General features: G+C 57.8%; 23 protein-coding genes, 2 pseudogenes and 1 other annotated feature. Of the genes and pseudogenes, 13 read left to right on the top strand and 12 right to left on the bottom strand.

Going from position 1 to position 26,336, the window contains the following annotated elements; translation table 11 throughout:
- The first annotated feature begins 42 nt into the window (after nucleotides 1-42).
- The 3 genes from F6A13_RS11825 to F6A13_RS11815 all read left to right on the top strand — a co-directional run bounded on the left by F6A13_RS11825 (nucleotide 43) and on the right by F6A13_RS11815 (nucleotide 3,480).
- Nucleotides 43-1,563 carry a tetratricopeptide repeat protein gene (locus tag F6A13_RS11825; RefSeq protein WP_151528281.1) on the top strand — a complete coding sequence of 507 codons (1,521 nt, stop codon included), beginning with the start codon at nucleotides 43-45 and terminating at the stop codon, nucleotides 1,561-1,563.
- A 240-nt stretch (nucleotides 1,564-1,803) separates the two neighbouring features.
- Nucleotides 1,804-2,988, top strand: a complete 1,185-nt coding sequence (locus F6A13_RS11820) for an NAD(P)/FAD-dependent oxidoreductase (RefSeq protein ID WP_151528280.1) — start codon at nucleotides 1,804-1,806, stop codon at nucleotides 2,986-2,988.
- A gap of 138 nt (nucleotides 2,989-3,126) precedes the next feature.
- Nucleotides 3,127-3,480: a sulfite exporter TauE/SafE family protein gene (locus tag F6A13_RS11815; RefSeq protein WP_225981821.1), complete on the top strand. Its 354-nt coding sequence runs from the start codon at nucleotides 3,127-3,129 to the stop codon at nucleotides 3,478-3,480.
- On the opposite strand, the gene F6A13_RS11810 is transcribed toward F6A13_RS11815, so the two are convergent.
- Nucleotides 3,477-5,023, bottom strand: a protein-coding gene (locus F6A13_RS11810; protein WP_151528279.1) for an IS3 family transposase whose coding sequence is annotated in 2 segments (ribosomal slippage) — nucleotides 3,477-4,561 and nucleotides 4,561-5,023 — 1,548 coding nt in all. Because the reading frame shifts where the segments join, the coding sequence is not laid out codon by codon here. The two genes, F6A13_RS11815 and F6A13_RS11810, sit on opposite strands and share 4 nt — an antisense overlap.
- 83 nt (nucleotides 5,024-5,106) lie before the next feature.
- Here F6A13_RS11810 and F6A13_RS11805 point away from each other — a divergent pair.
- Nucleotides 5,107-5,508 (top strand): sulfite exporter TauE/SafE family protein, encoded by a 402-nt coding sequence (locus F6A13_RS11805; RefSeq protein WP_151528278.1) that lies wholly within the window; start codon nucleotides 5,107-5,109, stop codon nucleotides 5,506-5,508.
- Between the two features lie 294 nt (nucleotides 5,509-5,802).
- Here F6A13_RS11805 and F6A13_RS11800 read toward each other — a convergent pair whose 3' ends face one another.
- Together F6A13_RS11800 and istB are read right to left on the bottom strand one after the other, a co-directional pair.
- Nucleotides 5,803-6,090 carry a methyltransferase family protein gene (locus tag F6A13_RS11800; RefSeq protein ID WP_151528277.1) on the bottom strand — a complete coding sequence of 96 codons (288 nt, stop codon included), beginning with the start codon at nucleotides 6,088-6,090 and terminating at the stop codon, nucleotides 5,803-5,805.
- Between the two features lie 41 nt (nucleotides 6,091-6,131).
- The gene (istB, locus tag F6A13_RS11795) at nucleotides 6,132-6,818 is read right to left on the bottom strand and encodes an IS21-like element helper ATPase IstB (RefSeq protein WP_318833320.1); all 687 of its coding nucleotides are present in this window, start codon (nucleotides 6,816-6,818) and stop codon (nucleotides 6,132-6,134) included.
- A 66-nt stretch (nucleotides 6,819-6,884) separates the two neighbouring features.
- Between istB and F6A13_RS11790 the strand changes: the two genes are divergently transcribed.
- Both F6A13_RS11790 and F6A13_RS11785 read left to right on the top strand, forming a co-directional pair.
- Nucleotides 6,885-7,070, top strand: coding sequence for a transposase (locus tag F6A13_RS11790; protein WP_225981820.1), 186 nt, complete (start codon nucleotides 6,885-6,887; stop codon nucleotides 7,068-7,070).
- Nucleotides 7,071-7,179: 109 nt separating this feature from the next.
- Nucleotides 7,180-7,356, top strand: a complete 177-nt coding sequence (locus F6A13_RS11785; RefSeq protein WP_192796463.1) for a hypothetical protein — start codon at nucleotides 7,180-7,182, stop codon at nucleotides 7,354-7,356.
- Nucleotides 7,357-7,499: 143 nt separating this feature from the next.
- Here the strand turns inward: F6A13_RS11785 and F6A13_RS11780 are convergent, their stop codons facing one another.
- The 7 genes from F6A13_RS11780 to F6A13_RS11750 form a co-directional block, all read right to left on the bottom strand.
- Nucleotides 7,500-7,808 carry a hypothetical protein gene (locus F6A13_RS11780; RefSeq protein WP_151528276.1) on the bottom strand — a complete coding sequence of 103 codons (309 nt, stop codon included), beginning with the start codon at nucleotides 7,806-7,808 and terminating at the stop codon, nucleotides 7,500-7,502.
- 126 nt (nucleotides 7,809-7,934) lie between these two features.
- Nucleotides 7,935-8,297 carry a copper-binding protein gene (locus F6A13_RS11775; RefSeq protein WP_151528275.1) on the bottom strand — a complete coding sequence of 121 codons (363 nt, stop codon included), beginning with the start codon at nucleotides 8,295-8,297 and terminating at the stop codon, nucleotides 7,935-7,937.
- A gap of 128 nt (nucleotides 8,298-8,425) precedes the next feature.
- The gene (locus tag F6A13_RS11770; protein WP_151528274.1) at nucleotides 8,426-9,172 is read right to left on the bottom strand and encodes a cytochrome b/b6 domain-containing protein; all 747 of its coding nucleotides are present in this window, start codon (nucleotides 9,170-9,172) and stop codon (nucleotides 8,426-8,428) included.
- 25 nt (nucleotides 9,173-9,197) lie between these two features.
- Entirely contained in the window at nucleotides 9,198-12,308 is a 3,111-nt protein-coding gene (locus F6A13_RS11765; RefSeq protein WP_151528273.1) for an efflux RND transporter permease subunit, read from the bottom strand.
- Entirely contained in the window at nucleotides 12,301-13,749 is a 1,449-nt protein-coding gene (locus F6A13_RS11760; protein WP_151528272.1) for an efflux RND transporter periplasmic adaptor subunit, read from the bottom strand. Before F6A13_RS11760 ends, F6A13_RS11765 begins: the two co-directional genes overlap by 8 nt.
- Entirely contained in the window at nucleotides 13,746-15,056 is a 1,311-nt protein-coding gene (locus F6A13_RS11755; protein ID WP_151528271.1) for a TolC family protein, read from the bottom strand. Before F6A13_RS11755 ends, F6A13_RS11760 begins: the two co-directional genes overlap by 4 nt.
- A 93-nt stretch (nucleotides 15,057-15,149) precedes the next feature.
- Entirely contained in the window at nucleotides 15,150-15,497 is a 348-nt protein-coding gene (locus tag F6A13_RS11750) for a hypothetical protein (RefSeq protein ID WP_151528270.1), read from the bottom strand.
- Nucleotides 15,498-15,799: 302 nt separating this feature from the next.
- On the opposite strand from F6A13_RS11750, the gene F6A13_RS11745 reads away from it, so the two are divergent.
- Both F6A13_RS11745 and F6A13_RS11735 read left to right on the top strand, forming a co-directional pair.
- On the top strand, nucleotides 15,800-16,063 hold the full coding sequence (locus tag F6A13_RS11745; RefSeq protein ID WP_151528269.1) for an SHOCT domain-containing protein: 264 nt from the start codon (nucleotides 15,800-15,802) through the stop codon (nucleotides 16,061-16,063).
- A gap of 169 nt (nucleotides 16,064-16,232) precedes the next feature.
- A complete protein-coding gene (locus F6A13_RS11735; protein ID WP_225981819.1) occupies nucleotides 16,233-18,227 on the top strand; it encodes a copper-translocating P-type ATPase in 1,995 nt (664 codons plus the stop codon).
- 34 nt (nucleotides 18,228-18,261) lie between these two features.
- Here the strand turns inward: F6A13_RS11735 and F6A13_RS11730 are convergent, their stop codons facing one another.
- Nucleotides 18,262-19,944: an ABC1 kinase family protein gene (locus F6A13_RS11730; RefSeq protein ID WP_151528266.1), complete on the bottom strand. Its 1,683-nt coding sequence runs from the start codon at nucleotides 19,942-19,944 to the stop codon at nucleotides 18,262-18,264.
- Between the two features lie 499 nt (nucleotides 19,945-20,443).
- Between F6A13_RS11730 and F6A13_RS11725 the strand changes: the two genes are divergently transcribed.
- From F6A13_RS11725 to F6A13_RS15450, 3 genes are all read left to right on the top strand, one after another.
- Nucleotides 20,444-20,893: an SHOCT domain-containing protein gene (locus tag F6A13_RS11725; protein WP_151528265.1), complete on the top strand. Its 450-nt coding sequence runs from the start codon at nucleotides 20,444-20,446 to the stop codon at nucleotides 20,891-20,893.
- Between the two features lie 113 nt (nucleotides 20,894-21,006).
- The gene (locus F6A13_RS11720; protein ID WP_151528264.1) at nucleotides 21,007-22,158 is read left to right on the top strand and encodes an SAM-dependent methyltransferase; all 1,152 of its coding nucleotides are present in this window, start codon (nucleotides 21,007-21,009) and stop codon (nucleotides 22,156-22,158) included.
- A gap of 22 nt (nucleotides 22,159-22,180) precedes the next feature.
- Nucleotides 22,181-22,333 (top strand): hypothetical protein, encoded by a 153-nt coding sequence (locus F6A13_RS15450; protein ID WP_192796494.1) that lies wholly within the window; start codon nucleotides 22,181-22,183, stop codon nucleotides 22,331-22,333.
- Between the two features lie 165 nt (nucleotides 22,334-22,498).
- Here the strand turns inward: F6A13_RS15450 and F6A13_RS16030 are convergent.
- A pseudogene (locus F6A13_RS16030) lies at nucleotides 22,499-23,065 on the bottom strand (CRISPR-associated endonuclease Cas3''); the annotation flags it as partial.
- 262 nt (nucleotides 23,066-23,327) lie between these two features.
- Here F6A13_RS16030 and F6A13_RS11710 point away from each other — a divergent pair.
- Nucleotides 23,328-24,073, top strand: a pseudogene (locus F6A13_RS11710) (IS3 family transposase); the annotation flags it as partial.
- Nucleotides 23,612-23,728, top strand: a sequence feature (AL1L pseudoknot). It overlaps the preceding pseudogene by 117 nt.
- Before the next feature lie 664 nt (nucleotides 24,074-24,737).
- Nucleotides 24,738-26,270 (top strand): group II intron reverse transcriptase/maturase, encoded by a 1,533-nt coding sequence (ltrA, locus tag F6A13_RS11705; protein WP_225981818.1) that lies wholly within the window; start codon nucleotides 24,738-24,740, stop codon nucleotides 26,268-26,270.
- Nucleotides 26,271-26,336: the final 66 nt, after the last annotated feature.

The following is a 26,336-nucleotide window of genomic DNA, read 5'->3' as shown; positions in this document are numbered from 1 at the left end:
ATGCTACAACACTACACGTCTACTAGCAGGAAGGAGCTACTGATGCCTTCATCACCAACCGGCAAACAGAGAGATCAAAAACTTGTTATCACAAGTCAAAAGCTGTCACTTGCTGTGCACTATCATCAGACAGGTCGGCTGAAAGAGGCCGAACAGCTTTACCGAAACATTCTTGTGGAGCAACCGAATCACGCTGCTGAGATTAATAGCAATATGGGGGTGCTGGCAAGCCAAACGGGCCGCGTCAATGAAGCGTTAGATTTTTTTCAGGCGGCGCTGAGTTTGGATCCAAAAAATGGGCAAACCTGGGCTAATTATCTGGTATTGCTTTACAATACAGGGCGCACTCAAGAGGCCAGTCACGCCCTGCAACGGTCATTGGCAATTGACAAAAACTTTTCCTTGATGTTTGAAGGTGTTTATAACCAAGCACTGAATTTACAATGCTGGCAAGATGTTGAAAACATTTTACGTAATTTGATCTCCATAAAAAATGACCCATCAACTGAAATGGCCATGCTAGGTGAAGTGCTTCGTCGGCAAGGTAATTTATTGGATGCCGAACGTGTTCTCACTGAGGCTCTTAATGTTAATGAAAGCAATGTGGCAGCGCTCCATAATTTATCAGTTCTGCTACTTTATCAGAATAGATACTCGGATGCTGAACATACAATTATGAAGGCTTTACTTTTAATGCCAGACAACGCTGAAAGTATATTTATACTGGGCGTAATATCTGTAGGAAAGGGGTGCCTTTCGGAGGCCGAAATAGCCTTCCGGAAGGCTATTTCCATTAAACCTGCATACCCGGAAGCGTTAATGAACCTCGGAGCCATACTCAGCGACCAAGACTGCGTGGATGAGGCGATAGCCACTTTCCGAAAAGCCCTGACTATCAAACCAGATTACTTGGAAGCGTTAATGAGGCTCGGTGTTGCGCTGGGCCATCAAGGTCGCATGGATGAGGCCGAGACCACCCTCAGGAAGGTTCTCGCTATCAAACCGGATTATCCAGAGGCATTAATGAATCTGGGCGTCACACTTGGCCATGAAGGCCAATGGGAAGAGGCTGAAACCCTCCTCCGGCAGGCACTTACTTTCAAGCCGGATTATCCAGAGGCATTAATGAACCTAGGTGCCGCCCTCAGCAAACAAGGGCGTTGCTTAGACGAAGCCGAGACCATCCTCCGACAAACGCTCGCTGTCCAGCCGGGCAATGCTGAAGCATTGGTAAACTTGGGTGTCACAATCAATAAACAGGGACGTTGGGACGAAGCAGAAATCATTCTCCGACAGGCCGTTGCCATTAAACCAGAGTACACTGACGCATTGATAAATTTGAGTGCAGTCCTCAGCAAACAAGGCCAATTAGACGAAGCTGAAGCCATTCTCAGACAGGCCCTTACTATCAAACCGGACCAGCCTGACGCACTGGTGAATCTTGGGGTCACACTTCGCCAGCGTGGCTGTCCAGAGGAAGCCGAAGCCGCTTTTCTGCAGGCGCTTACTGTCAATCCGAACCACGCAGAGGCGCTCGTAAACCTTGGCGCTACAAGACACTAGGAGGTTGCTGAAAAGCCGCCATCAAAACTGGCGGGCATGACCGAAAATATCAAAAATATGTTTTTACGGTCGTTCTGTACCCATTTCCATGGTTCGTAACGTTTTTTGCCGCAGTTTGCCATAACCGTCTGAATGATCCCAAATATTTCAGTCGGAAAGTCCGCCAAGCAGGCTATAGTCAGTTCGCATCCTGAAATAGGCCCGCAATTCTCCACTTTCTTCAACTAGAACGGGCGTTTTATGAAAAAACAAATCACGATTATAGGCAATGGATTCGCGTCTCTATTTTTCATTGGGTATTTTCTTGTCATCCCAATCTTTCCCATTATCGCATATTTTCTTCGAAGGATATATTCCAAATACGATATTACAGTCATCGGGAATGGTAAGTTTATTTACTTTCCAGCAATTCCAGAATTTCTCACCAAGAAGCGAAACAAAGCAGATGTCACCATTGATATTCGTCCATTCCTTAGGCGGCGAAACATTCGCTTTGTTGAGGACACGGTTATCGACATACAAGACGGCGGACGAACCGTGATTACCCACGATGGAGAATACAAGAATGATTATCTATTTATTGGTATAGGGCCGGCCTTTAGGAAAGACGATATTCCTGGAACAGAAGACTACACATATTCGCCATGTTATGGTCCGGATGATATGGAGGGGTTTGTAAAAAAGCTGGAATCCCTGAGCGGTGGTATCATATATGTCGGCTACAGGATTAACCGGAGGGATGGTTTCGTTGCCGGACGTCCCGGACCCATGTATGAATGCGCCTGCCTCTTGGACTACGCATTGAGAGAAAGAGGGGTAAGAGATAATTTCGAGATTCATTTCTTCTCTCCAGATAGAAGTCCGGGAGAGAAGGGTGCAATAACCGATCGGCTTCTTGAACGCGGGATTATCCTTGACGATGGGTATGAGCCGGCAGAATTTTTAGATGGAGGGATGATTGATAAGGATGGCACGTTTAGGAAGGTTGATTTAGTTCTTTATTCGCCTGAAATAACGGGACCAACGCTTGTGCAGAAGTCATGCCTTCCCATGTCCATTGGCGGCCATATTGACGTAAACAAATATGGACAGGTAAAGGGGTTGGCTCATGTTTTTGCCGCAGGAGATTGTGCCAATCACGAAAACCCACCGCCATGGGTGCCGCATCAAGCCCATATGGCTCAACTCCGAGCTCGCGCGGCGGCAAAAAATATGAAAGCGGTTTTAAGTGGTAAGGGACCAGTGAATCTTTATAGACAGGAGCTTTCCTGTATACTGGACATGAAAAATGACGCCATGTGGCTACACAGATCGGAGGATGGTAGGCCCCCATTTCGAAATATCTTTCCGCGACGTTCGAAGAATTTGATTTTGGTAAAAGAAGCATTTGAACGAATATTCATTTTTTATCTTCGGTATTTGTAGCCGTGCAGACACTAACGAATTTAATGGCTCTATGTTCCGTTTAAACAGAGCCTGTATCATGGCCTTTACGTCAACGCTATCCAAGGCTGACATTTGCTTACACCATCGCTAACTACGGAATGGTGGCTCCTCCCTGTCTTGTTTTCTGTCGGGGTAGGGGCCGGGTTTATCAACGTCCTGGCTGGTGCTGGATCCATGTTGACCCTACCGATACTCATCTTCGTGGGCCTCGACCCCATCACCGCAAATGGCACCAACCGCATTGGCATCCTTTTGGAAAACTTCACCGCCGCTCGCACCTTCTACCACCATAACTTGGTGGATTTGAAAAAAGGGGTGAAACTGGCTCTGTGGACCCTGCCAGGAGCCATACTCGGGGCTATTGCAGGTGTTCGTATCGGCAATTTCTGGTTTCAGCGCATTATGGTGATCGTATTGGCGTTCAGCACGGCGGCGTCTGTCAAGGTAGTTGTCGCGTCACCCATTTTTTAAGCAGCCTTTTTATCCTGCCGTTGCGGGTTCAAATCTACCGCACCGACGGGTGTCCAATTTCGTGTGCCGCCTGACCAGCGCGCAGGGTTTCTCGCCTTAGCCGCCTCATAGAGCGCATGACGTTTCGCCAGCAGTGCATGATCCTCGCCCCGGTGACGCTGGGCGGGGGTGACGAAGCGAATGCGGCTGTGACGATGCTCATGGTTGTACCAGGCGATAAAGTCACGCACCCAGATCCGGGCAGCATCAAGGCTCGCAAAGCCGCTCTCCGGCCACTGTGGGCAGTATTTCAGCGTCCGGAACAGCGACTCTGAATACGGATTGTCGTTACTAACCCGTGGTCGGCCCCGGGATGGGGTGATCCCCAGATCATAGAGCTTGGCCAGTAGGGTGGATGATTTCATCGGGGCGCCATTATCGGAGTGCAAGACCAATGGCTGCCGCCAGCATTGCTCCGCCGTAAAGCCCCTCTGGATGAGCGCAGCGGCATGGTCGCCGCTCTCCTCTGTATGGACCTCCCAGGCCACCGCCTTGCGGCTGTAAAGGTCCTCAAAGAGGTAGAGGTAGTAGTACTGCCCACGCACCGGCGACGGCAAGTACGTGATATCCCAAGACCAGACGGTGTTGGCTGCGGTGGCCGTATGGGTGGTGGGTAACTTCACCTTACGGGGAGGGTGTGCACGACCCCGTCGTGCGTCCATACCTTCGGCCTTGAGGATCCGGTAGAAGGTGGATTCGGATGCCAGATAAACCCCCACATCTGCCAGCCGCGGCACAATCTGGGTCGGTGGCAGGTGTGCGGTATCTGGGCGGTGGCAGGCGTCCAATACCGCCTGCACCTCAATCTCACTGAGTTTGTTGTTGGGTGCCGGTCGTTCGACCGTCGTGCGAGCATCTGCCTTCACCACTCCCGACTCCTCTGTCCATCGCTGGACGGTGCGTAATGATAAGCCTGCTTCTGCGCAGGCCCGCGACCGGCTGGCTCCACCGTCAGCAGCTTCCTGTATCCATGCGACCAACTGTTGCCGCTCCGGGACCGGGGTTAATTCTCCCCGGCGTCGTCCCCCCAGAGGGCGTTCAATTTTTTTCGCAAGATCAATATCGCTGCTGCCTCGGCTAAGGCCTTGTCTTTGCGACACAGTTCCCGCTCCAGCTCATGGATCCGTTTCTGGTCCGCGCGGGCTTGGGCACCCTCCGTCTGCTGCCGCTGTGAGGCTGTCTGCTGCCCAACGAGGCAGGCCTGCTTCCATGCCTTTACCTGCTCGGGATACAGTCCCTTCTCCCGGCAATACTGGCTCAACTCCACCTCCGACAGCAGTGCCGTCTCCACCACCGCCGCCAACTTGGACTCGGCAGACCAGCCTTCGGACTTCCTCTTGCTCACCGCACTCATGTCGCCCCCCGCCATTGCCTGCTTGCGCCAATGATAGAGCGTCCCGTCAGAAATGCCTTCCTGCTGGGCCAACTCCGCTACAGACAGGTTCAAGGGCGGCAACATCTTCCGGAGTACGGCGGCCTTACGTTCTACTGAATAATGCTTCATATCGACCAACTTTCCGCCCCCGGTCTATGCCTTACTCCATTTCAGAGAGGCGACAACTACCCTGACACCGGGGGACGGTCAGCCTGTTTTTTTCAACGAAGGCCACAGAAAAATCTGAACGTTCCGATGGCGTGGTGTCGCCATGGCTGTATCCCACCATGCTGGGGCTGGGCTTTTACGGTGGCTTTATGCAGCTCGGTATCGACTTCCTCTTCATCTTTGCCCTGCGCCATTTGCTCACCAAGAATATAGCGCAAGTGAATGCTTACAAAACTCTTATTGTCGCGTTGTACACATTGCCTACTATCCTTATCTTCGCCTGGATGGGGCAAGTTCACTGGAGACTCGGCTTGGTCATCGCCATGGGCGGCATGATAGGCGCACGGTTGGCTACGGGGCTTACGATGAGTCGGCGTGGTGAGCTGTGGGTCAAAGTGATGATGGCAATCATCATACTGCTGATGGCGGCCAAGCTCTGGGGTTAAGGCTGATTTATTGAGCCACCCAGTTGCTGCAATGGTACCTTATTGGTGACTGTTCAGTCTGAGAGCGACTGAGGTGGTCAGTGTCAGGGCTACGGCAAGTTTACGCCTATCTCTTTGGTTGGTTGAATTTATTCCCGCATTTCTATGGTATTTGCGATGACCGGCGTTGAATCCTCCATGTATTCATCAGGTTGTAGTGAATCCGAAGTGCCTGGGAATAAGACGAATCAATGGGTTATGGAAGACTTTGGCGGAGCCCTGGCTATCCGCCGGAGCAGGCTGCATGCGGAACCGCTAAATGACCCCAGGAACGAGCCGGTAGGTGCGATCGCAATATTCCTGATAGGCAACTCCGAAGGCATTCGTCAGAATGCGTTCCTCCTTGGCGATTCGCCAGAGGTAGGCCGAAATGACGGGCACCAGAATAATGAGGGTGGTGCCCCAGTAGCCTACGGACAAAGCCAGCCCGGAAAAACACAACAGTGCGCCAGTATAAGAAGGATGGCGCACTATGCGGTACGGCCCATATCGGATCAACCGGTGTCCCGGCTGGACCCCGTTGGCCACTTCAAAATCCCCCACCTTTGGTCACCCAAAATCCCCCAGGCAGGACGTGTAGATTATCAGTTGACTGAGGGGTTTTGTGCAAGTCGCGTGACAGCCTCTTTGAGCCGATAGCTTTTGCCTTCGAACTCAAGCAAATGCGATCGGTGCATCAATCGATCGAGAATGGTGGTGGCCATCGTGTTGTCTCCCAGGTATTTGCCCCAATCCTGTACCACACGGTTCGAGGTCACGACGATGCTGCGCCGCAGTTTGTAGCGCTGGTGGATCAGCGTTTGCAACAACTCGCCAGTGCTGTCGCTGATACGCCTAGCCAGGAACAGGTCGTCAAGCACCACCAGGTCGGCGTTGAGCAATGGACGCAGCTGGTGCTCCTGATCGGCGCCGCTGTCCAGCGCGTATCGCGCGAAGATGCCGTCGGCCTCCAGATACCGCACGTCGTGGCCTTGCAGGGTCGCCTGGTAGGCCACGGCCTTGGCGATGTGGCTCTTGCCGGTGCCAGGCTTGCCGATGATCAGGGCGTTTTGACCTTCGGCGATAAACTTGAGGGTGTGCAGTTCGAAGCAGGCCTGACGGGGCAATTTTGGATTGAAGCGCCAGTCGAAGTCGGTCAGCGTGGCGCGTTCGTCCAGGCCGGACTTGTGGTAACGGCGCTCCATCAGGCTTGATCGGCGCCGGTCGAGTTCATCCTGCAAGATCATGGAGAAGGTGTCCAGGAAGGGCTCCTGGTTCGCCTGGGCCTGCAGGATGCGGGTGTCGCATTATGCGTGCTAAAGAGTGTCAATGATTTCGAATGGCTCGTCAAAGTAGAAATGCCACCAGAGAGTAAGCAATGGGATGGACGTCCGGTTTGCGGTGTGGTGGATGCCGGGAATCGCCAGACACAAGCCGAGTTCCATTGTCTGCACTGCGGGCATGAGGCGCACGCCGATGTGAATGCGGCACAGAACATCCTCGCAAGGGGTGTCACGGATCGGCAATATGGAGCCAAATCGTAGTCGGCGTAATGGTGCCACCCACATGGTGCTTCAGCAGGGTCTTGAACTTCCTTGGATCGGTTATCCTCCCAGCTTTTGGGAGGTGACCATGAGTAATCGGAGGTTTGAGATGTTTACGATTCGCCAAATCCTGGTGCAGATGCGCCAGGGAGATGTGGTGATTACCCGTTCTGGACTCATGGGGCGCAAGAAGTTAGGCGCCTTACGCCAACAAGCCGCAACGCACGGCTGGTCGGATCCCCAGCAGCCTTTACCTGATGACGGTGAACTTGCGGTTCTGCAGTAGTACCGCAAGTAGTCCGTGCCCGTCCAGTGTGTTTCCGCCCGACCGTCCCCCACAAAAGCGTCATCCCGTTACACCAAGCCATCCGGCCGGTAGATGCTAGCGCTCCTGCCTGTCACGAAGTTCTGATGGCACCCGCGGCCAGATCAATAAGCGTTTATTGCCTGTATTTGCTTACCGATCTCGGCAACTTTTTGGGCGTCCTTAACGACTTCCTTCCAGCGACCATCCTTGATCTCTACAATCATGGTGTACGTTAAATATTCTGCTTTGTCTGTCAGTATTTTTGTTTCATACCTCGGATTGGTTGGCGCATGATATTCGCGTGCATAGACAGATAATGGCGCGGTTAAAAGGATCGTCATCATAAACCCCCGTAGGGCAGCATGGCGAAGTCCGATTGCCATGATCTGACTTTCTTTGCATATCTCCTGGTGAGATGCTCCCAGTGTCAAGGTGAATCCTCCTGTATTGATTCAGATAAATTTAGTAGCGATCCAGTGGATGATATGACTCGATAATATGCCAGTGCCGTTTCCCGAGGGGCCGACTTGGCCGGGTTACAGGGTTACTCCGTGTTTTCATTGTTTGACCGGCGTGATCCTGGTGATGACGTACCCCCCGGCGGTATCTTTTGCGAAACTGAAATTCACCACTTCTCCGGCCTTGTAGCCGTTGAGCATAGCCGTGTTCTGGAGCAGGAAATTCATTGACATACTGGGCCAACCAAGGGCCTTGACGGGGCCCATGGCAATGTTGACCATGTTCGCATCAGGATTGATGCTGTTGATTTTGCCATGCCCCATGAAGGTTTGGGCCTGGGTCGCTTGGCCCGACACGGTGCGCATATTGTCCATGCCCGGCATGTTGCCCGTGGCCGCATATGTCGGAAGCGTGACCGCCGCCGAACACGCCAGGATGAGGGTGAAATAAAAACGTTTCATGTTTGTCTCCTTGCTATTGGTGAACTGTTCGTTTATCAAAGTTTAAACACTTGGTTATGGCAACAATTTCCGGTGTCCCTCCTTTCCGCCCACGGCGAAATTGCGCGTCCGTACCACTCGCCTATTTATCACTCATGCCTGGTTTTCGTGTCATCTCCGTTATTTGAAGTAATATCGTCCAGCCCTTCCGTCCCGCCGCTCGGGTCAGCCTGGACACTGAGCGCAGCGTCCCAATCGGCATGAAGGGCTTGGTGTTCCGACTCGGTGAATCCCTTGTGGCCGTGGATCATGGCAGATATCAAACCGTGGCGGCCCGCGATCTCGTGCGCCATCACGAGCACCACATGGACAATGACGAAGGCAAGCAACAGAAAGAAACCCCATTCATGCATCACCATCAACGGGGAGTTCATCGCTTCACTATCCGGCATGAGTGAGAGGCTGATACCCAAGGCGATCTGCACCACGGCAATCAGGAAAAAGGCGAGATAGGCAGGACCGGCAAAAGCGTTATGCCCCTGATAAGGGGAAATCGGGCGGCGGAAGCCGCTCAGATAGCAGGAGAGGGTTTCCCGCCAGATGCGGCGCTGGGCTGATGTCAGGGGCAGGAGGTCGCGCCAGCGCGCCGTCGGCGGGCCGACAAAGAGCCAGATGATGCGCACCACCAGCCCGGCGGCGAAAGCATAGCCGCCGACATAATGGATGATGTCGATCTTCCCCATCAGGGTGTCAGACATGTCGTTACCCAAGGCCAGGAGGGTAGCGCCTGAGGTGAATTGCGCCATCATGGCAAGCGCCATCCACCAATGCAGTGCTCGCAGCAGCGGGTCCCAAACAGGGTGCAGGATATAGCGGGTGTCCGTTGCCAACATCATTACTTCCTCCTCATCCGTAGTCTCATCATCGTAGGCCCAATCGCCGCTTCTGCCACAGGGCGTAAAGGGCAGGGATCACCAGCAGCGCCAGTAACGCGGCGCTGAACATGCCGCCCACCATGGGGGCGGCAATGCGCTTCATCACATCGGCACCGGCGCCATGACTGAACATGATGGGTAAGAGGCCACCCACCACCAGGGTCAAGGTCATGGCCAGGGGCCGTAGACGCAGCATGGTTCCCTCGATGACGGCAAGCCGAAGGTCATGCCAGGTCTGCAAAGCATCACGGGCCTGCCGCCGAATGAGGGCCTGATCCAGGTAGAGGAGCATCACCACCCCGAATTCCGCCGCCACGCCCGCCAGGGCAATGAAACCCACCGCCACGGCCACCGAGAGTTTGTAGCCGAGCCAGTAGACGAGCCAGAAACCGCCCACCAGGGACAGGGGCAGGGTGAGCAGGATGATGGTCACCTCCACCCAGTTTTTGAAATTGAAGTAGAGGAGCAGGGCGATCAGCAGAATCACCGCAGGAATGACCAGTTCCAGGCGCTTGGCGGCCTGCTCCATGACCTGATACTGGCCTACCCAGGAGACAGTATAACCGCCTGGGAGATGGACGGCTTTCGCAATGGCTGCTTTGGCACGGGGCACATAGGCACCGATGTTGGTGCCGGGCTTCGGGTCAATATAGATCCAACTGTTCAGGCGACTGTTGTCGCTGGTAAGCATGGCAGGCCCGCCCTCGATCCGGAGATCGGCCACCTGGGCCAGAGGGATCTGGGCACCATCGGGAGCGGCGATGCGGCTTTCCATCAGGGTGGACAGGGATTGGCGCAGTTCCCGGGGGTAACGGAGATCCACCGGGAAGCGTTCCAGCCCTTGTACTGCGGTGGTCAGGACCTTGCCACCGATGGCCGTTTCCACGAGACGGTTCACATCCGCCACCGAAAGGCCATACCGGGCGGCCTTGGCGCGATCGGTGTGGATGACGATGTAGCGGCCGCCGGTGACCCGAGCAGCATAGGCGCTCTGGGTGCCGGGTACCTTGCGCAGGACGGTCTGGAGTTCCTGCCCCAGGCGGTTCAGGGTATCAAGATCCGTTCCCCCGATTTTAATGCCTAACGGTGTCTGGAGGCCGGTAGTCAGCATATCCACCCGTCCCTTGAGCGGTTGTGTCCAGATATTCGACAGGCCAGGGATCCGCAGGGCCTTGTTCATCTTGCTTTGCAGCTTGTGCATCGTCATCCCGGCTGGCCACTGGTCGGGATTCTTTAAATTCACCACCGTATCGAACATGGACAGGGGCGATTGGTCCGTCGCCGTCTGGGCCCTGCCCGCCTCGCCAAAGACCGTTTTCACCTCGGGGAAGGTCTTGAGGATGCGGTCGGTCTGCTGCAGGAGCGTGGCTGCCTCACCGATGGAAACCGCCGGGTCCTGGGTGACCGGCATGTAGAGCAGCGTCCCCTCGTTCAGGGGGGGCATAAACTCCGACCCCAGGCGCTTCCAGGGGTAGTAAAGGGTGGCTGTGAGCAGCAGGGCAAGGACCAAAATGATCCAGGGGGCGCGCAGGACAGCGTGGATGACCGGACGGTAGAGGAAAGCCAGGACCCGATTCAGGGGATTTTTGTTTTCCGGGCGGATGCGGCCGCGGATGAACCAGGCCATGAGAATGGGCACCACGGTTATGGAAAGGATGGCGGCGGCGGCGATGGAGAAGGTCTTGGTGAAGGCGAGCGGCGCGAAGAGCTTGCCCTCCTCGCCACCCAAGGCGAAGACCGGCAGGAAGGAAACAGCGATGATAATCAGCGAGAAGAACAGTGCCGGACCGACCTCCTCCGCCGCCGCCATCGCCGCCGCCCAGGGGTCGCCACCGGGGTTGTGTTCCAAATGCTTGTGCATGTTTTCGATCATGACCACGGGGGCATCCATCATCACGCCGATGGCAATGGCGATGCCGCCCAGGGACATGATGTTGGCGGGGACACCCATGGCCCACATGATGAGGATGGCGGCCAGTATGCCCAGCGGCAGAGCGACGAGGGCCACCAGCGCCGAACGCGCGCGCAGCAGGAAGAGCAGGGAGATGAGTGCCACTGCCAGGGATTCTTCCAGCAGCTTGCCGGTCAGGGTATGAATGCTGCGCTGGATGAGCGGGGCCTGGCTATAGGTCGTGACGACCTGCACGCCCTTGGGCAGGGAGGGCTGGATGTCCTTCAGCTTGCGCTCGATCTGGTGGATGAGGGCATAGGCGTTGCCACCCTGGTTCATCATCACGATACCGCCCACCACCTGACCCTTACCGTCGAGTTCGGCGACGCCATTGGGCAATTGTGGACCCAACTGCACCCGGGCCACCTCCCGCAGCGTAATGGGCACATCGTTGCGTACGGCCAGCGCCGCATCTTGCAGGTCTTTCAGGGAATGGATATAGCCCGAGGTGCGGACGATATAGCTGGCGTCTCCCATGTCCACCACCGAGCCGCTGGTCTCCCCGTTAGCCGCCCGAATGGCGGCCTCCACCGCCGGCAGGGTCAGGTGGTAGGCGAGAAGTTTCTGCGGATCCACCACCACCTGGTATTCTTGCACCATGCCCCCTAGCGTGGCCACCTCCGCAACGCCGGAGATGCCCTGCAGTTCGTACTTGAGGAACCAGTTCTGCAAGGTGGTGAGCTGGGCCAGATTCAAGGTCCCGCCGGGGTCGGTGAGGGCATACTCAAAGATCCAGTCCACCCCCGAACTGTTCGGCCCCAGGGCCGGGGTGATCCCCGGCGGCAGCTTGGACTGCACCTGGCTCAGGTATTGGAGTACCAGGTTGCGGGCCTGATAGATGCTGGTGCCCCCTTTGAAGAGGACATAGACATAGGAGTCCCCGAACATGGAGTAGCCGCGCACGGCTTGGGCACCGGGTACCTCCTGCAGGGTGGTCTCCAGGGGATAGGTCACCTGATCCTGAACGATCTGCGGAGCCTGACCAGGGTAGGAGGTCTTGACGATGACCTGGGTGGGCGAGATGTCGGGGATAGCCTCCAGGGGAATATTGATCACCGCCAACGTACCGCCGACGATCAACACTAGGACGGCGATCATGACCAGCAAGCGGTTTTCCATACACCAACGCATGATCGCTCTAATCATGGGATTGACCTCCCTGATCCATGTTCATCCCGGCCATGGCGCCCGGACCGGATGAGGCCGGTGGCGTCGGTGGGGCACCGGCATCCCCGGCGGGAGCGGCCGGCGCCGGGGGCTCCCGGCCCTGAGTCAGGCCACTGTTCTGCGACCGGGAATTTCCACTGCCCGGCATGGCACTCTTGGTGGGCGCCGTGTTGCCCCCCAGCATACGGGCCTTGACGGACTGGAACTGAGACTCGGAATAGAGCAGGAACTGCGCGCTCTCCACCACCCGATCCCCCGCCTTAAGGCCCTTGTCGATGGCAATCCAGCCGTCGGCCTCCGCCCCCAGAGCGACCTCCACCGGCAGAAAATGCCCGTTACTCTCACCCAGCATCACGTAATCCCCCTGAGCGGTACGCAGTACGGCGCTGCTGGGTACCGCCAGGGTCTCCTCGGGGCTGGCTAAAATAGTGGCGTCGGCGTACATGCCGGGGCGCAGGTTTCCGCCCGGATTGGGAAAACTCAGCCGGGCCGTCACCGTCCGGTTTTTGGGGTCGAGGGTCGGGTAGAGAAAGTTCAGGCGTCCCTCCCAGGATTTGCCGGGATAGGCTGGCAGATGCAGGCGCACGGGGTTGCCGATCCGTACCCAGGGCAACTGATAGGAGTAGAGTGCCACATTGACCCAGACCCGGTCGAGATTGGCGATTTCATAGAGATTCGTTTGCGGCGAGACATAGCCACCCTGGCGCACATCGAGGGTCTCGACCACCCCGGAAGCGGGCGCCAGGAGCGGCACGTCCCGCTCCGCTGTGCCGTGCCGGGCGAGCGCCGCGATCTGGTCTTCCGGCATGCCCAGCCGTCGTAATTTTGCCCTGGCTGCCGCCAGCAGTGCGGGGTCTTCCGTCGTCCCGCCCTGGCGGCGGGCAATGAGATATTCCTGTTGGGCACTATACAGCTCGGGAGAATACACCTCGGCGAGCACCTGGCCGCGCTGCACCGGGTCGCCCACGGCACGGACGTTCAAGCGTGTCACCCAACCGGAGAAACGTGGAGTGACGGAATAGACACGATTCTCGTCCATCGCCACGGTGCCCACGGTGTGGATGGCGTGGCCCATCTGACGGTGCTGGACATCCACGAGACGCACCCCCAGGTTTTGCGCCAGGCGCGGATCGATGCTGAGGCCGGACGCCTTTTGCGCGCTCGGACTGGAGGCATACACCGGTATATAAGGCATACCCATGCTGTCCTTCATCGGGTGATCCGAATGAATCTTGGGGTCCATGGGGGCAGCCCAGTAGAGGATATGCCGTCCCTTGGGCGTGCTTTTCGGAGAATGGGTTGCAGTGGAGTTGGCGCTAGGCGCGGCGGCGGGGACCCGCAGCCACCACACCGCACCCGCCCCAAGGGCTACGCCAAGGACGAGTAAGCCGGCACCGATGATCCAGTGGCGTGACTTCATGGTTGTGCTCCCCCTTCGGTGGTGAGGAAATCCAGTTCTGCGGCGCTGAGGGCCAGGTCGCGGCGGTATTGCAGGCGGGTCAGGGCGTAGTCCAGCACGTCCTTCTGGGTACGCAGCACCGCGCTCAGTTCGGCACGTCCCACCGAGTAGGCCGCGAGCGTCGCGGAAAAGGCATCCCGTGCGGTAGGCAGCAGGCGTTGGTCGGTACGCTCCAACTCGGTCTTGAGGGCTGCGTAGCGGGCGAAGGTGGCGCGCGCCTGCTGGGTCAGGGCCAGATGCTGATCGTCGTAGCGATATTGCGCCTGCAAGGCCTTGGCCCGGGCGGCGGCAACGTCCTGATCCTGGCGGTCTCCCGGGAAGATGGGCAGGCTCAGGTCAACCCCCGCTGACAGCCAGTTGGGGCTGCCGGGGTAGAAATCCTGACCATAATCGACACTGACCGTGACTTCCGGCCAATAGCCACGTTTGGCTACCTGCACGCCCATTTGCGCCGCGCGGGTTTGTGCCTGGGCGGCGCGCAGGAGGGGTTGGCCGGAGAGGCGGGCTTCCGCCTGAGCCAGGGTGGGCGGGGGTGGCAGGTTTGGCCATTGATGCTCTATGGACGGCGGTTCCGGCAGATTCAGGATCTGGGCGATTTGCGCGAGATCGCTTGCCCGCTCCGCTTGCAACTTGCTGATATCATTGGCCAGGCTGTCACGCGCCAGTTGGGCGCGGAGCACATCGGCCTGGGACCCCTGAGCGGACCGGTAGAGCGCCAGCGCCGCTTGCACACTCTCTGCCTGTAACTGTTCCTGATACCGGACCGTTGCCACGGCATCGTCGGCATAGAGGGCTTGCAGCCAGGCGCGGCGCAGCAGCAACACCAGCTCGGCGGACTGGCCGCGCAGGGTGTCGGCGGCCGCCTGGGCCTCGATCCCCGCCTGCTGTCCTTCCAGCCCCAGTTTGCCAAAGGAGGGAAAAGTCTGGCTCAGGCCCACGCTCAGCATGCTCATCTGTTGCTGGTTCATGGAGAAGCTGTTGAGGGGCAGGTTCACGGCGCCGAGGGCGAGGTGCGGATCGGGTAGCTGGGCTACCGCCACGGCCTTGTGCCGTAGTTCCGCAATCTTTTGGGTCAGGGCGCCGAGACCAGGATTTTGCCCCAGGGCAATCGCCTCCGCATCCTGTAGGCTTAATGGGGCGGCATTGGCATAAGGGCTGAACACCATCATCAGCATGATGGGAAGGGAGAGTAGCCCTGTGTCCCTGCGAATGGCCGCAATCCACTTTAGAAAATATTTATTTCCAGAACTTCTTTTCACATCGGTCATATAGTCTCCACATGCGGCCCGAATTAGGGCCGAAGACGCGAATTTCCTGTCCGGCGCGCCTATGCGCGCGGGGCTACGGATTCAGGCGGGAGGCTAAATGAGAAAACGAACTGCAGAGAGTGGGGGAAGAGTAGTCTGGACCGCAACGCGGAGAAAGTGGGGAATGGGCTTAGGAGAAGGGAGGGTAATCCAGGACGCAACGGAAACGGCGAGGGCCGACATGGCGGGGGTGATGTTGCGGGCGCCCTCCGCCACCAGCGTCATGTCGTGGTGGCAGCAGGCAGTCAGACAGGTGCCTTGCTGGGCCGGAGCGCCGAGGGCCTGCTCGCAACGCGGTATTTGTGTGCCGTGCGCGGACATCCCTGTCATCGACAGAGCACACGGCGCCGAGGCAGCGTCTACGGGTGCCAATATCCAAGGCAGCAGTAGAAGCAGGGCCATAAAGGCTATCCGGCGAACGAACGGGCGAAAAACGCGCACAGTACCCCAATCTCGAGACGTTAGTCGGGCTATCACAACTCAACGATCATCAAATGTCAATGCTGCTGCGACTGATCGCCGCGCATCTCGCCCTTTCTGGTGCGCCCCTTATTCACGACTTTTTCTACCCATTGGGTAGCCTGAAAGAAAATGGAATAATGTGGACACAGCCTGCTACACTGAAGTGGCGTTGAATGATCTGGTCATCGACGAGTGTTTGTTCTGGGTCCGTAGCGTAGCGAGTGAACGACGAGGAACAGAAAATGTGGCCTTACATGATGGGTGGTTTTGGCAATGGTTACGATTGGGCCGGGTCGGTATTCATGATCCTGTTTTGGGGTTTGCTTTGCCTCTTGCTGATTTTTGCCATTGTTGCCAGCATCGTGTCGCTGGTGCGGCTCTTGCCAGGTCGCGGGAGTCGGGGTGGCGAGAAAACCACCGCGCTGGATGTACTCCACGAGCGCTATGCTCGTGGGGAAATTGGAAGGGATGAGTACCTGGAAAGGCGCCGCGACCTGGAACAATAGCGCTTCCCCATCCGCCGAAGCTGGTCCGGATGCGCTACCAACAGGTGGGGCAGCGGTGGAAAGCTTGTCTCGTTGGTTAAGGGCCAAGGTCGGCAACCGGCGTTGTAGGCTCTTGCGGCGGTAAAATAGAGAGGATTCTATGGACCATTCGGGACATCAGGAACATGGGATGGGTACCTCTCATCCCAGTGCGCACGGCGGTCACAACCATGCCGCCATGATCGCCGATTTCCGGCGACGGTTTTGGGTATCGCTGGCCCTGACGATCCCTATCCTTTTTTTGTCGCCGCTTATCCAGCATCTGCTGGGGCTGGAGGCTGCTCTTGCCTTTGCGGGATCGTCCTATGTGCTTTTCGTGCTATCGAGCGGGGTTTATTTCTACGGCGGTTGGCCCTTCCTAAAGGGGCTGTTTGCCGAGCTCGAAACTCGCAAGCCAGCCATGATGACACTGATCGCCCTGGCTATCAGCGTGGCTTATTTTTACTCGAGCGCCGTCGTGTTCGGGGTGCAGGGCGAGGTGTTCTTCTGGGAACTCGCCACGCTGATCGATGTGATGCTGGTCGGCCACTGGATTGAGATGAAATCGGTCATGGGGGCTTCTGGTGCACTGGAAAAACTGGTGCAGATGATGCCTTCCGAGGCCCATCTCGTGGCCCCGGAGGGTATGAAAGATGTGCCGGTGGTGGATCTGCAGCGCGGCGACCAGGTATTGGTGAAGCCCGGCGAAAAAATTCCTACGGACGGGCGTATCGTCGAAGGGCGAACCACCGTCAATCAGGCCATGCTCACCGGCGAAAGCCAGCCCGTGGAGAAGGGCGGCGGTGACGAAGTCATCGGCGGTTCGGTCAACGGGGAGTCCAGTATCACCGTCGAGGTCCACAAGACCGGCAGTGAAACCTATCTTTCACAAGTCATCGAGATGGTGCGCCGGGCGCAGGAGTCTCGCTCCCGGACCCAGGACCTGGCCGACCGCGCGGCCCTGATGCTGACCCTTACCGCATTGAGCGTCGGGGGGCTTACCCTTGCCACTTGGCTGGTCCTTGGGCAGCCATTCGAGTTCGCTCTGGCCCGCATGGTGACGGTGATGGTGATTGCCTGTCCCCATTCCTTGGGCCTGGCGATTCCACTGGTCGTCGCCGTGTCCACCGCCATGGCGGCGCAGCATGGGCTGCTTATCCGGGACCGGTCCGCTTTTGAGCGGGCGCGCCAACTGCAGGCGGTGGTGTTCGATAAAACCGGGACCTTGACGGAGGGTCGGTTTGGCGTCACGGACGTGGTCGTGCTGGGCGGATACGCCGAAGATGAGGTCGTGCGGCTTGCCGCAGCCCTCGAAAGTCAGTCGGAGCATCCCATCGCCGCCGGCATCGTGGCAGATGCCAAAGAGCGGGGCATCAGCTTCGAGCCTCCCAAGGAATTCAAGGCCATCCCCGGCAAGGGTGCACAAGCCGTCGTAAATGGGCGCAATGTGAAGGTCGTAAGCCCCGGCTATCTCAAGGAGCATGGCCTCGATGTCAGCGATGAACGGATCGGGGCCTTGGCATCCCAGGGCAAAACGGTGGTATACCTGCTCGTCGATGAGAAACCGGCGGGGGCGGTCGCGCTGGCCGATATCATTCGAGCGGAGTCGCGGGAAGCCCTCACACGGCTGAAGGGGATGGGCGTGCAGGTGATGATGCTGACCGGGGACTCGGAAGCGGTGGCCCGCTGGGTGGCCCAGGAAATGGGGCTTGACGATTATTTCGCCGAAGTGCTGCCGGATCAAAAGGCGGAGAAGATCAAGGCAGTGCAGGCGCGGGGGTTGCGCGTGGCCATGGTTGGCGACGGTGTCAACGATGCGCCCGCCCTGGTGGAGGCGGACGTCGGGATCGCCATCGGGGCAGGCACGGACGTCGCCATCGAGTCGGCGGACATCGTGCTGGTCCGCTCCGATCCCCGGGACGTGGTGGCCATCCTGGAACTTTCCCGCGCCACCTATCGCAAGATGGTCCAGAACCTGTGGTGGGGCGCCGGCTACAACATCGTGGCGATCCCCCTTGCTGCCGGGGTAGCTTACAGCATTGGCCTGGTGCTTTCCCCGGCGGTGGGGGCGGCCCTGATGTCCGTTTCCACCGTGATCGTCTCCATCAACGCCAAGCTCCTTCAGAAGGTTCGGCTCACCGCCTAGCGCATGGATCGGCAAGCAGCCAGCATGTCACTGATCAGAACTTCCCCGAGCGCAGGATCGCTGTCACCCACCACAGGCCGAGTGCGCTGGCTACCGAGTAGCCGATGAGGCCCAGAAGAGGAATCCCCAAGTAGTGGGGACCGGTGTGGAAGGCCATGACCAGGGATGACCCGATAATGACGGCGGAAATGATCAGGCTCAGGCTGAGACGGTTGCTGGCGCGATCAAGGTGTTGCGGGATCTCGTCCATAGGGGCATTGGCAACCGTTACCGTTAGTTCCCCCTTGGTCAACTGCTGTAATACACGGGTGAGTGACACAGGCAATCCTGTCAGGGTCCGGCGCAAAGTGAAGAGCGCCCGGTAGGTGCCGGGAAGGGCTTCTGTCATATCGGGGAGGAATTGCCGGGCAAGCAAATGCGGCGTAAATGCCTGTAAGGTGGCAAGCATGTTGAAACGGGTGTCCAGATCGCGCGCTACCGACTCCACCATGATGAAAGCCTTGAAAGCCAGCAAGAACTGACGCAGTACTCGGAGTTGGTAACGCTGGCCCAAGCGGCTGAACTGGTTCACGATTTCAGCGAAGGAAGGTGCCTGATCCGCCGCCACGGCATAGTACTGCTCCAAAGCTTCACCCATATCCCGTGTGAACGCGGCCCGATCCGCGCCGGGAGCAGCGCCGCCCATCGCCAGATAGGCGTCGGCCACCCATTCGGGATCTCGGGCAATGACGGCCAAAAAGAGTTGGCTCAGGTCTTCCCGATCTCGGGAAGAAAGACGGCCGACGATACCGAAATCGTGGAAACACCAGCGCCCATCCGGCAGGAGGAAAAGGTTTCCCGGGTGAGGATCGCCATGGAAGAAACCGTGCTCGTAAACCTGCACCAGATAGAGCTGCACCAGATTTTCGGCAAGGCGTTGGCGTTCGGCTGGTTCGGACGGGTAGTCGGCGCTGAGGTGATGGCCAGGGCTGTGCTCCATGGTCAGAATGCGACGGCTGGACAGCTTCCAGAACACTTCGGGGACGTAAAGGGAGAGATCGTCGGCGAATTTCTCACGGAATAGATCCGCGTTGTGGCCTTCCCGTCGGAAATCCAGTTCCCGGGTCGCCGTCTCGGCAAATTCTTCGACGAGGCCAATGGGATCGAAACGGCGACTCTCGGGGATGTGCTGGTAGAGCAGACGGGCGAGGAGGAAAAGGATCTCCAGATCTGTTTTGATCAATAGTTCAATGTCCGGTCTCTGGATCTTGACGACCACTGCGGTACCATCGGGAAGGGTGGCGATATGCACTTGGGCGATGGAAGCAGCAGCCAAGGGTGTGTCATCAAAGGTGGCGTATAGCTGCAATACGGGTTGGCCCAGCTCGGCTTCGATGAGACGATGCGCCTGCTCTGCGGGGAATGGCGCAACATGGTCCTGGAGCTTTTGCAGCTCTTGGATCACCGTATCCGGGAACAGATCTCGGCGAATGCTCAACATCTGGCCGAACTTAACAAAAGTGGGGCCGAGTTCTTCCAAGCCTAGGCGTAGACGCTGGGCATCGCTCAGCGTTGGCGATATTGTTTCCACATGTCTATGGGGAAGGTACCCCTGAAGGTGTAACTGATCCACATAATGCCTCCATCCCAGCTTCACCCCGACCCCGAGAATGTGGCTCAGGCGGTGCAGATCGCGAATGGAGAACTGTTCGGCCGATGATGGTCCCTTGCTGTTCATGTCCGCTTTCCCTTGACAACTTGCCTCGTGAAAACGCCTTTCCTGTCCTTGCCTTCCCATATGCTGCAAATCATCCGCCAACACCGAAGCTTCAGAAAGCCCTTTTCTAAGTTGTCCTATCAGCGCATGCCCGATTTTTTTCAGCGGGCTGCCGAAGAAAACACAAAAGAGCTGAACCCAAGACCACCTTCCCAAGGCGCATGGGAATACTGCGTATGGCCGAACTCGGGTTCTGTCGGCCCGTTTCCGGGTTTTCTATCCAATCATAGTCTCACATCCCATAGCCATAATGCACCAACTTCTCGGTATTGTTGGCAAACTATGGAACTTCCACTGCCTATCCCTCGAAGGCGACTATGGCCCGCCCGCTCTGCTTCTTTCCTGCCCAAGGCCATCCAAATTTTGTAACTGGGCTTACGTTTCATAGCGAAAGCATCACAGCGACTCTGCAACTATACTTGCAGTGGGAAAAGGCGTTCCTGCGACAGGAGATCTGCTGATGAACAGCATGGGTGCATTACAGCGAAAAAAGGGAATCCCCATGGCCGCTACGGCCATGGGCTTAATGATGGCGCCGATATTGGCCTTGGCGCAAACGGTCGCCGCCACCGCGTCGGGCCAAGCGCCGACGGCACCGTGGGGGCCGGCCGTACCTTTCTACTATGGCTCGGGCATGATGGGTGCTTGGGGCCCCGGCTATTACGGTCCTGATATGATGGGCGGTTTCGGATTGTTTTGGGGACTGCTGTGCCTGCTGGCTATCGTGGGGGTGGTGTTCGGCCTCGCGTTCCTGACACGCATGGCTTTTGTCTGCTGGCATCGCCATGGGTGCAGGAGCGGCATGAATGACAGTGGGAGTGCCGCCCTCAAGCTCCTGGGTGAGCGCTATGCGCGCGGCGAAATTGAGCGTGATGAATATCTTGAAAAGCGGAACCATCTGGGGAAATGAGTAGGCAAGGGGATGGCGGACACCATTGGCTGGGAACCTTGAATTACCCAACCCAGCCAGCGAAGGATTAGCGGTTCGGAACTCCGTCTTCACTCAAGCAGGAGGAGCTATCCGTGAAAGATTTGCGTAGTACTTTTCTGGATCATCTGAAAAAACATCTCCAGGGACCCGCCATTCCGCTGCGCATCGTCTTCTGGGACGGACATGAATATGCCTTTTCGCCCACGCCGCTGGTGACCATGCACATCCATTCGGCCAGAATCCTGTCGCGGATGGTCATGGGCAGCGCCCTGGATGTGCTGGGGGAGGCCTATGTGGAAGGCGACGTCGGCATGGAGGGACGCTATCAGGACCTCCCCGCCGTAGCCGAGGCGGTGAGCGACGCCTTTCCCGGCAAGAAATCCGCCGGAGGGAAGGGCTTTCTCTCCCGCTGGGGCTGGGCCCAGGCCCACAGCAAGGCCCGCGACGCCGAGGCCATCCGCTACCATTACGACGTCTCCAACGATTTTTACGGCCTCTGGCTGGATCGCAACATGGTCTATTCCTGCGGCTATTTCAAAACCGGCAGCGAGGACATTCATCAGGCCCAGGAACAGAAGCTGGATCACATCTGCCGCAAACTCCACTTGCAACCCGGTGAGCGGCTGCTGGACATCGGCTGCGGCTGGGGTGGGCTACTCTCCTGGGCGGCGCGGAATTACGGTATCCACGGGGTGGGCGTGACCCTCAGCGAAGAACAGTTCGCCTATGCCCGGGAACGCATGGAACGGGAAGGGCTCGCCGACCGGGTGGAGATCCGTCTCCAGGACTATCGCGACATCCCCGAGGAAGGGGCCTTCGACAAGGTCAGTTCCGTGGGCATGTTCGAGCATGTGGGGCGGACCAAGCTGGGGGAGTACTTCGGGGTCATCCGCCGGGTGCTCAAGGAGGGTGGTTGGGCCATGAACCACGGCATTACCGCCCCGCAACAGGATGACGAGAACGGCCATCACCAAGGCAGCGATTTCATTGACAAATACGTCTTTCCCGACGGCGAGATCCCCCACCTCTGGCGGGTGGTCCGCGAAATGGCCGGCCAACACCTGGAAGTCCTGGACGTGGAAAACCTCCGCCCCCACTACGCCCAGACCCTCATCCACTGGGAACGCCGCCGCCTGGAGGAGCGCAAAGACGAGGCCATCGCCATGGTCGGCGAGAAACGCTACCGCATCTGGGCCGTGCAGCAATTGCAGGTCGATCGGGCGCTCGCAGTTCTGACTGCGTAGGAACTTGAGCAGTCGCCGGAACATGGCGTTGCCCGTCGCCTTGGTGGGCAGTGCGACACACAGTGATCGCGGGCTGCCAGATATTAGGCAGTGCTTCGACCACTGCCTGCTGCAAGGGCCGCGCTGGGAAGCCGAACACCTCGCCAAAGGCGCTGTACGACGCAACCAGCGGTAGCCGCGGCATCCAGCCCGTCGTATTGAGCGCTGCTTCGGCGTGGTGATCGCGCCGTGTCTGGAACCAGCGTGACAGATCGCCGCAATCCTCGGACTCACCGAAGGGAAAATGCATCTCGATCGAGCCGATCCAATCGGCAAAGCTGGTCAATCCGGCGATCAACATAAAATCGGGACCAGTCAGAGTGGGTTTAGTTGGCGGTTCGGTTGGCGCGAAGACTTGCAGCAAAGCGTCGAAAATGGCCCTGCGGGCTTCGTGCCACTGAGACTTGCCAAGCGCCCGGCGGTTGCCTTCCAGAGCAGCCAGCGTCGTCGGCTTAGCGCGCTCTCCGTGGTGACAGCCCACCGCATCCGCCGCCAAATCCGCCAGTGCTTCCGGCCAGCCCGTTTCGACAAGCATATCACGCAGTTCAAGTTGGCTGACAAATGCATGGTTGATTGTGGTGTCGGGGCTGGGGCCAGCATCCAGCCCGGAGATGTTTTGCCACTTGCACTGAAAGCCAGGGCAGGCTTTGCCGAGGTCGTGGCAGGAAACCAGCAAAAGCAGCCAAGGGCGCGCCTTGCGCCAATCCAGCCCCAAGGTTTGCGCCAATCGGTTCCGCGTGCTTTCTGGTTCTCTTTGAAGAATTGCGTCAGCAGTCGCCGCAACATCGAGGACATGCAGCACCAGCGGATGCCAAGATTGTATGCCGGCATTCTGCGCGCATGTCTTTGCCCAAAGTGATTGAATCATATGGGCCTAGGCGCATTCATTCAACATTTGTCCGTAAACCGGCATAGCGTCGCTGCAGCGAGCAGGAAACTGCCACGCAGCAGATGCCTCACCCAATTAACAGCGATTTCGCCGGTGAGTGCATCATCAAGCGTGGCTGTAGTTCGCATCTTTAATGCGCCTTGTACACACTGTATCGTGCCATTGTAGATACCGAGCTCTACGCAGAATGAACCGCCCCGGATTTTGAGGAGGCTCCTTTTTCCAAGAGAATGGAGCCATGATGAACAAAGCTAAAACACCCAAATATTCCCCTGAAGTTCGCGAACGCGCGGTGCGCATGGTGCAGGAACACCGCGGCGAGTATTCCTCGCCCTGGGCGGCGGTGGAGTCTATTGCTCCTAAGATCGGCTGTTCGCCCCATACCTTGCATGAATGGGTTAAACGGCATGAAGTCGATACCGGATTGCGCGACGGCGTCACCAGCGAAGAGCGTGAACGTATCAAGGCGCTGGAGCGTGAGGTCAAGGAATTGCGCCGTGCCAACGAAATCCTGAAGTTGGCAAGTGCGTTTTTTGCCCAGGCGGAGCTCGACCGCCGTCTGAAGTCATGAACACCTTCGTCGATATGCATCGTGATGCTTTCGGGGTCGAGCCGATCTGCCATGTCTTGCAGATCGCCCCGTCGGGCTACCGGCTTCATGCCGCACGCCAGTGCAATCCCGCACTGCGTTGTGCGCGTGCGCAACGCGACGATGTATTGATACCCAAGATCGAACGCGTCTGGCAGGCCAATCTTCAGGTCTACGGCGCGGACAAGGTCTGGCGGCAGATGCAGCGCGAAGGCACCGAGGTCGCGCGCTGCACCGTCGAGCGCCTGATGAACCGCCTAGGATTGCGCGGCGCGGTGCGGGGTAAAAGCGTGCGCACGACGGTACCCGACTCCAAACAACCGTGCCCGCTGGATCGGGTGAACCGCCAGTTCAAGGCGGATCGGCCGAACCAGCTCTGGGTCTCGGATTTCACCTATGGTACGCCCAGCCAGCGTAGCCCGCCCTTTTGGGGGTAAAGCTGCTTGAGCATGTTTGGAATGCAGAACCAGTGTAATTGGTATTGTAGCACCTGGGTATGCCCTTTCTCTGCTGCGAGAGGAAGTGAGCCGAAGCGGCGGTGACTTGCTGACACTGGCAAGGTGACGAAGTCCGTGGGAAACGGGGCTTGCGGCGAAGCGGTTACGCCAAGATGAGCCTCTAGGCTGAGCATGGGACGGTTGAGGAACACGAACCTGTTTACACGCATCTGAGGGTTGAAATGTCACCACTGCCTACACCGCTTATCAGGCAGGGCGCGGGCTGTCGCTGGGTACACGTAGGTCTCGGCGATGCGAATGCTGGCTGGATATGTATGCCGGACAGCACGGAACCACGGTGAGCACGCAGCTAGACCGTGGTGCCCGCGACGACTTGCGGCAAGCAAGGATAAAGACTGCGACAGGCAACCTCACCCATGCGTTGAGTCCAACATGTGAACTGGGGAAGGTCTGCATAGATGCCAAGGGAGTGTGTCCCCGATGCTGTGCAGGCTGGCGGAGCCCCCGTAGTAGTCCGAGGCCGGGAAAGCCGGTCACATGGCGAAGGGGGGCAGTTGAAGTGGTTTGCTGGGTAGATTAACTGATCATAGTGAGGTGAAGACCTTTGATAATCAGTGAAATGCAAAGCAAACTGGCGATATGGTCGACGGAGAACAAAGGGCGCAAGTTCAATCGACTCCTGAGACTGATTGCTGGCCAGGATTGGCTGAGTGAAGCGGCTCGCATTACGCTGGCCTCCAGCGGAGCCCGCACACCGGGTGTGGATGGGGTCGATAAGCGCATGATGGAGAGAAACCTCCAGCAGGAGCTGACGACGATACGCGAAGAGCTGATGATGGGCACCTATAGCCCGCTACCGGCACGGCGCGTATATATCCCCAAAGCAAACGGCAAGCTCAGACCGCTCGGCATCCCGAGTCTCAGGGATCGCATCGTGCAACGGGCCATGCTGATGGCGATGGAGCCGATCTGGGAGAGCGACTTCCACCCGGCCTCGTATGGCTTCAGACCGGCCCGAAGCGTACATCACGCGATCCGCACGGTGAAGCTTCAATTACAGGACGGTGACGAGCAGAGTACCGTTGGACGCTGGGTTATCGAGGGCGACCTCGCCAGCTACTTCGACACGGTTCACCATCGTTTGTTAATGAAGGGAATCCGCAAACGGATTGCCGATCAGCGCTTCCTTGCCCTGCTCTGGAAGTTCATCAAAGCAGGGTGCGTTGATCGCGGTTTATTTCGTGCTGCCAGTGAAGGCGTTCCGCAAGGCGGTGTCATCTCGCCGCTATTATCCAACATCATGCTGCATGAATTCGATGTGTGGATGGAAGCGAACTATCTGAACAAGAAAGTGCGGAAGGACCGGTGGGCGTGGAACTTCGGCATTCTCAAGCAACGGCCTATCGCTGCGAGAGAGAACCGGCAGTGGAAACCAGCGGTGTCCTACTGTCGGTATGCAGATGACTTTGTCATCGTGGTCAAGGGAACTCGGGCGCATGCCGAAACCATACGTGAGGCATGCCGGGAATTCCTCGAAGGCGGATTGAAGCTCACGCTGAATATGGAAAAGACCCATATAACGCATGTGAACGATGGCTTCGTCTTTCTTGGCCACCGAATTATCCGCAAGCGCGGACCACGCGGCCGCATGCGGCCTGTGACGACCATTCCGTGGGAGAAGTATCGGGGTTTTGCCGCGCGGTTAACCAAACAACTGTCGGGCAATTACAGCATGAACCGGATGGATCTGGTGGAAAGCCTGAATCGGCAACTTGTCGGTTGGGCTGCCTTTTACCAATACACCGACTACACTGCGACCCTGTTTAGCCGTCTGGACCGCGTCGTCTTCTGGAAATTCGGTCATTGGCTCGCGCGAAAATATCGGCGAGGTTTTAGGTCGCTGATGCGTGACCATATCCGGGCGCCGGAGCCAGGGCGGGCTAAGACCTGGGTGATGCAGGGCCAGAATAGTCGGGGATGGTATGGGGCGGTGGCGCTTCGGCGCCTGGTTACCAGTCGAAAAGGTCGCTTTACATGGCGTAATCCCTCGGAAAATCCGTACATCATGCGCGACGAGATACGCTGTACCATCGAGTCGAGATATAATGATGTCGCCTTTGCTATGAGCAACACTTGAACGGAGAGCCGGATGCGCTGAGAGGTGCAAGTCCGGTTCGGGGAGGAGAGGCGGGGAAATAGTTTC

Source organism: Acidithiobacillus sp. 'AMD consortium' (assembly GCF_008926505.1).
GTDB lineage: Bacteria > Pseudomonadota > Gammaproteobacteria > Acidithiobacillales > Acidithiobacillaceae > Acidithiobacillus > Acidithiobacillus ferridurans.
This window is presented reverse-complemented; position numbering and strand designations above follow the sequence as displayed.

What these genes read in the sequence shown, in the direction of transcription:
- F6A13_RS11755 (WP_151528271.1), bottom strand. Translation starts at nt 15,056, where the DNA reads ATGACCGATGTGAAAAGAAGTTCTGGAAATAAATATTTTCTAAAGTGG.
- F6A13_RS11760 (WP_151528272.1), bottom strand. Translation starts at nt 13,749, where the DNA reads ATGAAGTCACGCCACTGGATCATCGGTGCCGGCTTACTCGTCCTTGGC.
- F6A13_RS11765 (WP_151528273.1), bottom strand. Translation starts at nt 12,308, where the DNA reads ATGATTAGAGCGATCATGCGTTGGTGTATGGAAAACCGCTTGCTGGTC.
- F6A13_RS11775 (WP_151528275.1), bottom strand. Translation starts at nt 8,297, where the DNA reads ATGAAACGTTTTTATTTCACCCTCATCCTGGCGTGTTCGGCGGCGGTC.
- F6A13_RS11790 (WP_225981820.1), top strand. Translation starts at nt 6,885, where the DNA reads ATGCCACCAGAGAGTAAGCAATGGGATGGACGTCCGGTTTGCGGTGTG.
- F6A13_RS11725 (WP_151528265.1), top strand. Translation starts at nt 20,444, where the DNA reads ATGAACAGCATGGGTGCATTACAGCGAAAAAAGGGAATCCCCATGGCC.
- F6A13_RS11785 (WP_192796463.1), top strand. Translation starts at nt 7,180, where the DNA reads ATGTTTACGATTCGCCAAATCCTGGTGCAGATGCGCCAGGGAGATGTG.
- F6A13_RS11730 (WP_151528266.1), bottom strand. Translation starts at nt 19,944, where the DNA reads ATGAACAGCAAGGGACCATCATCGGCCGAACAGTTCTCCATTCGCGAT.
- F6A13_RS11825 (WP_151528281.1), top strand. Translation starts at nt 43, where the DNA reads ATGCCTTCATCACCAACCGGCAAACAGAGAGATCAAAAACTTGTTATC.
- F6A13_RS11735 (WP_225981819.1), top strand. Translation starts at nt 16,233, where the DNA reads ATGGGTACCTCTCATCCCAGTGCGCACGGCGGTCACAACCATGCCGCC.
- F6A13_RS11745 (WP_151528269.1), top strand. Translation starts at nt 15,800, where the DNA reads ATGTGGCCTTACATGATGGGTGGTTTTGGCAATGGTTACGATTGGGCC.
- F6A13_RS11770 (WP_151528274.1), bottom strand. Translation starts at nt 9,172, where the DNA reads ATGATGTTGGCAACGGACACCCGCTATATCCTGCACCCTGTTTGGGAC.
- F6A13_RS11750 (WP_151528270.1), bottom strand. Translation starts at nt 15,497, where the DNA reads ATGGCCCTGCTTCTACTGCTGCCTTGGATATTGGCACCCGTAGACGCT.
- F6A13_RS15450 (WP_192796494.1), top strand. Translation starts at nt 22,181, where the DNA reads ATGGCGTTGCCCGTCGCCTTGGTGGGCAGTGCGACACACAGTGATCGC.
- F6A13_RS11820 (WP_151528280.1), top strand. Translation starts at nt 1,804, where the DNA reads ATGAAAAAACAAATCACGATTATAGGCAATGGATTCGCGTCTCTATTT.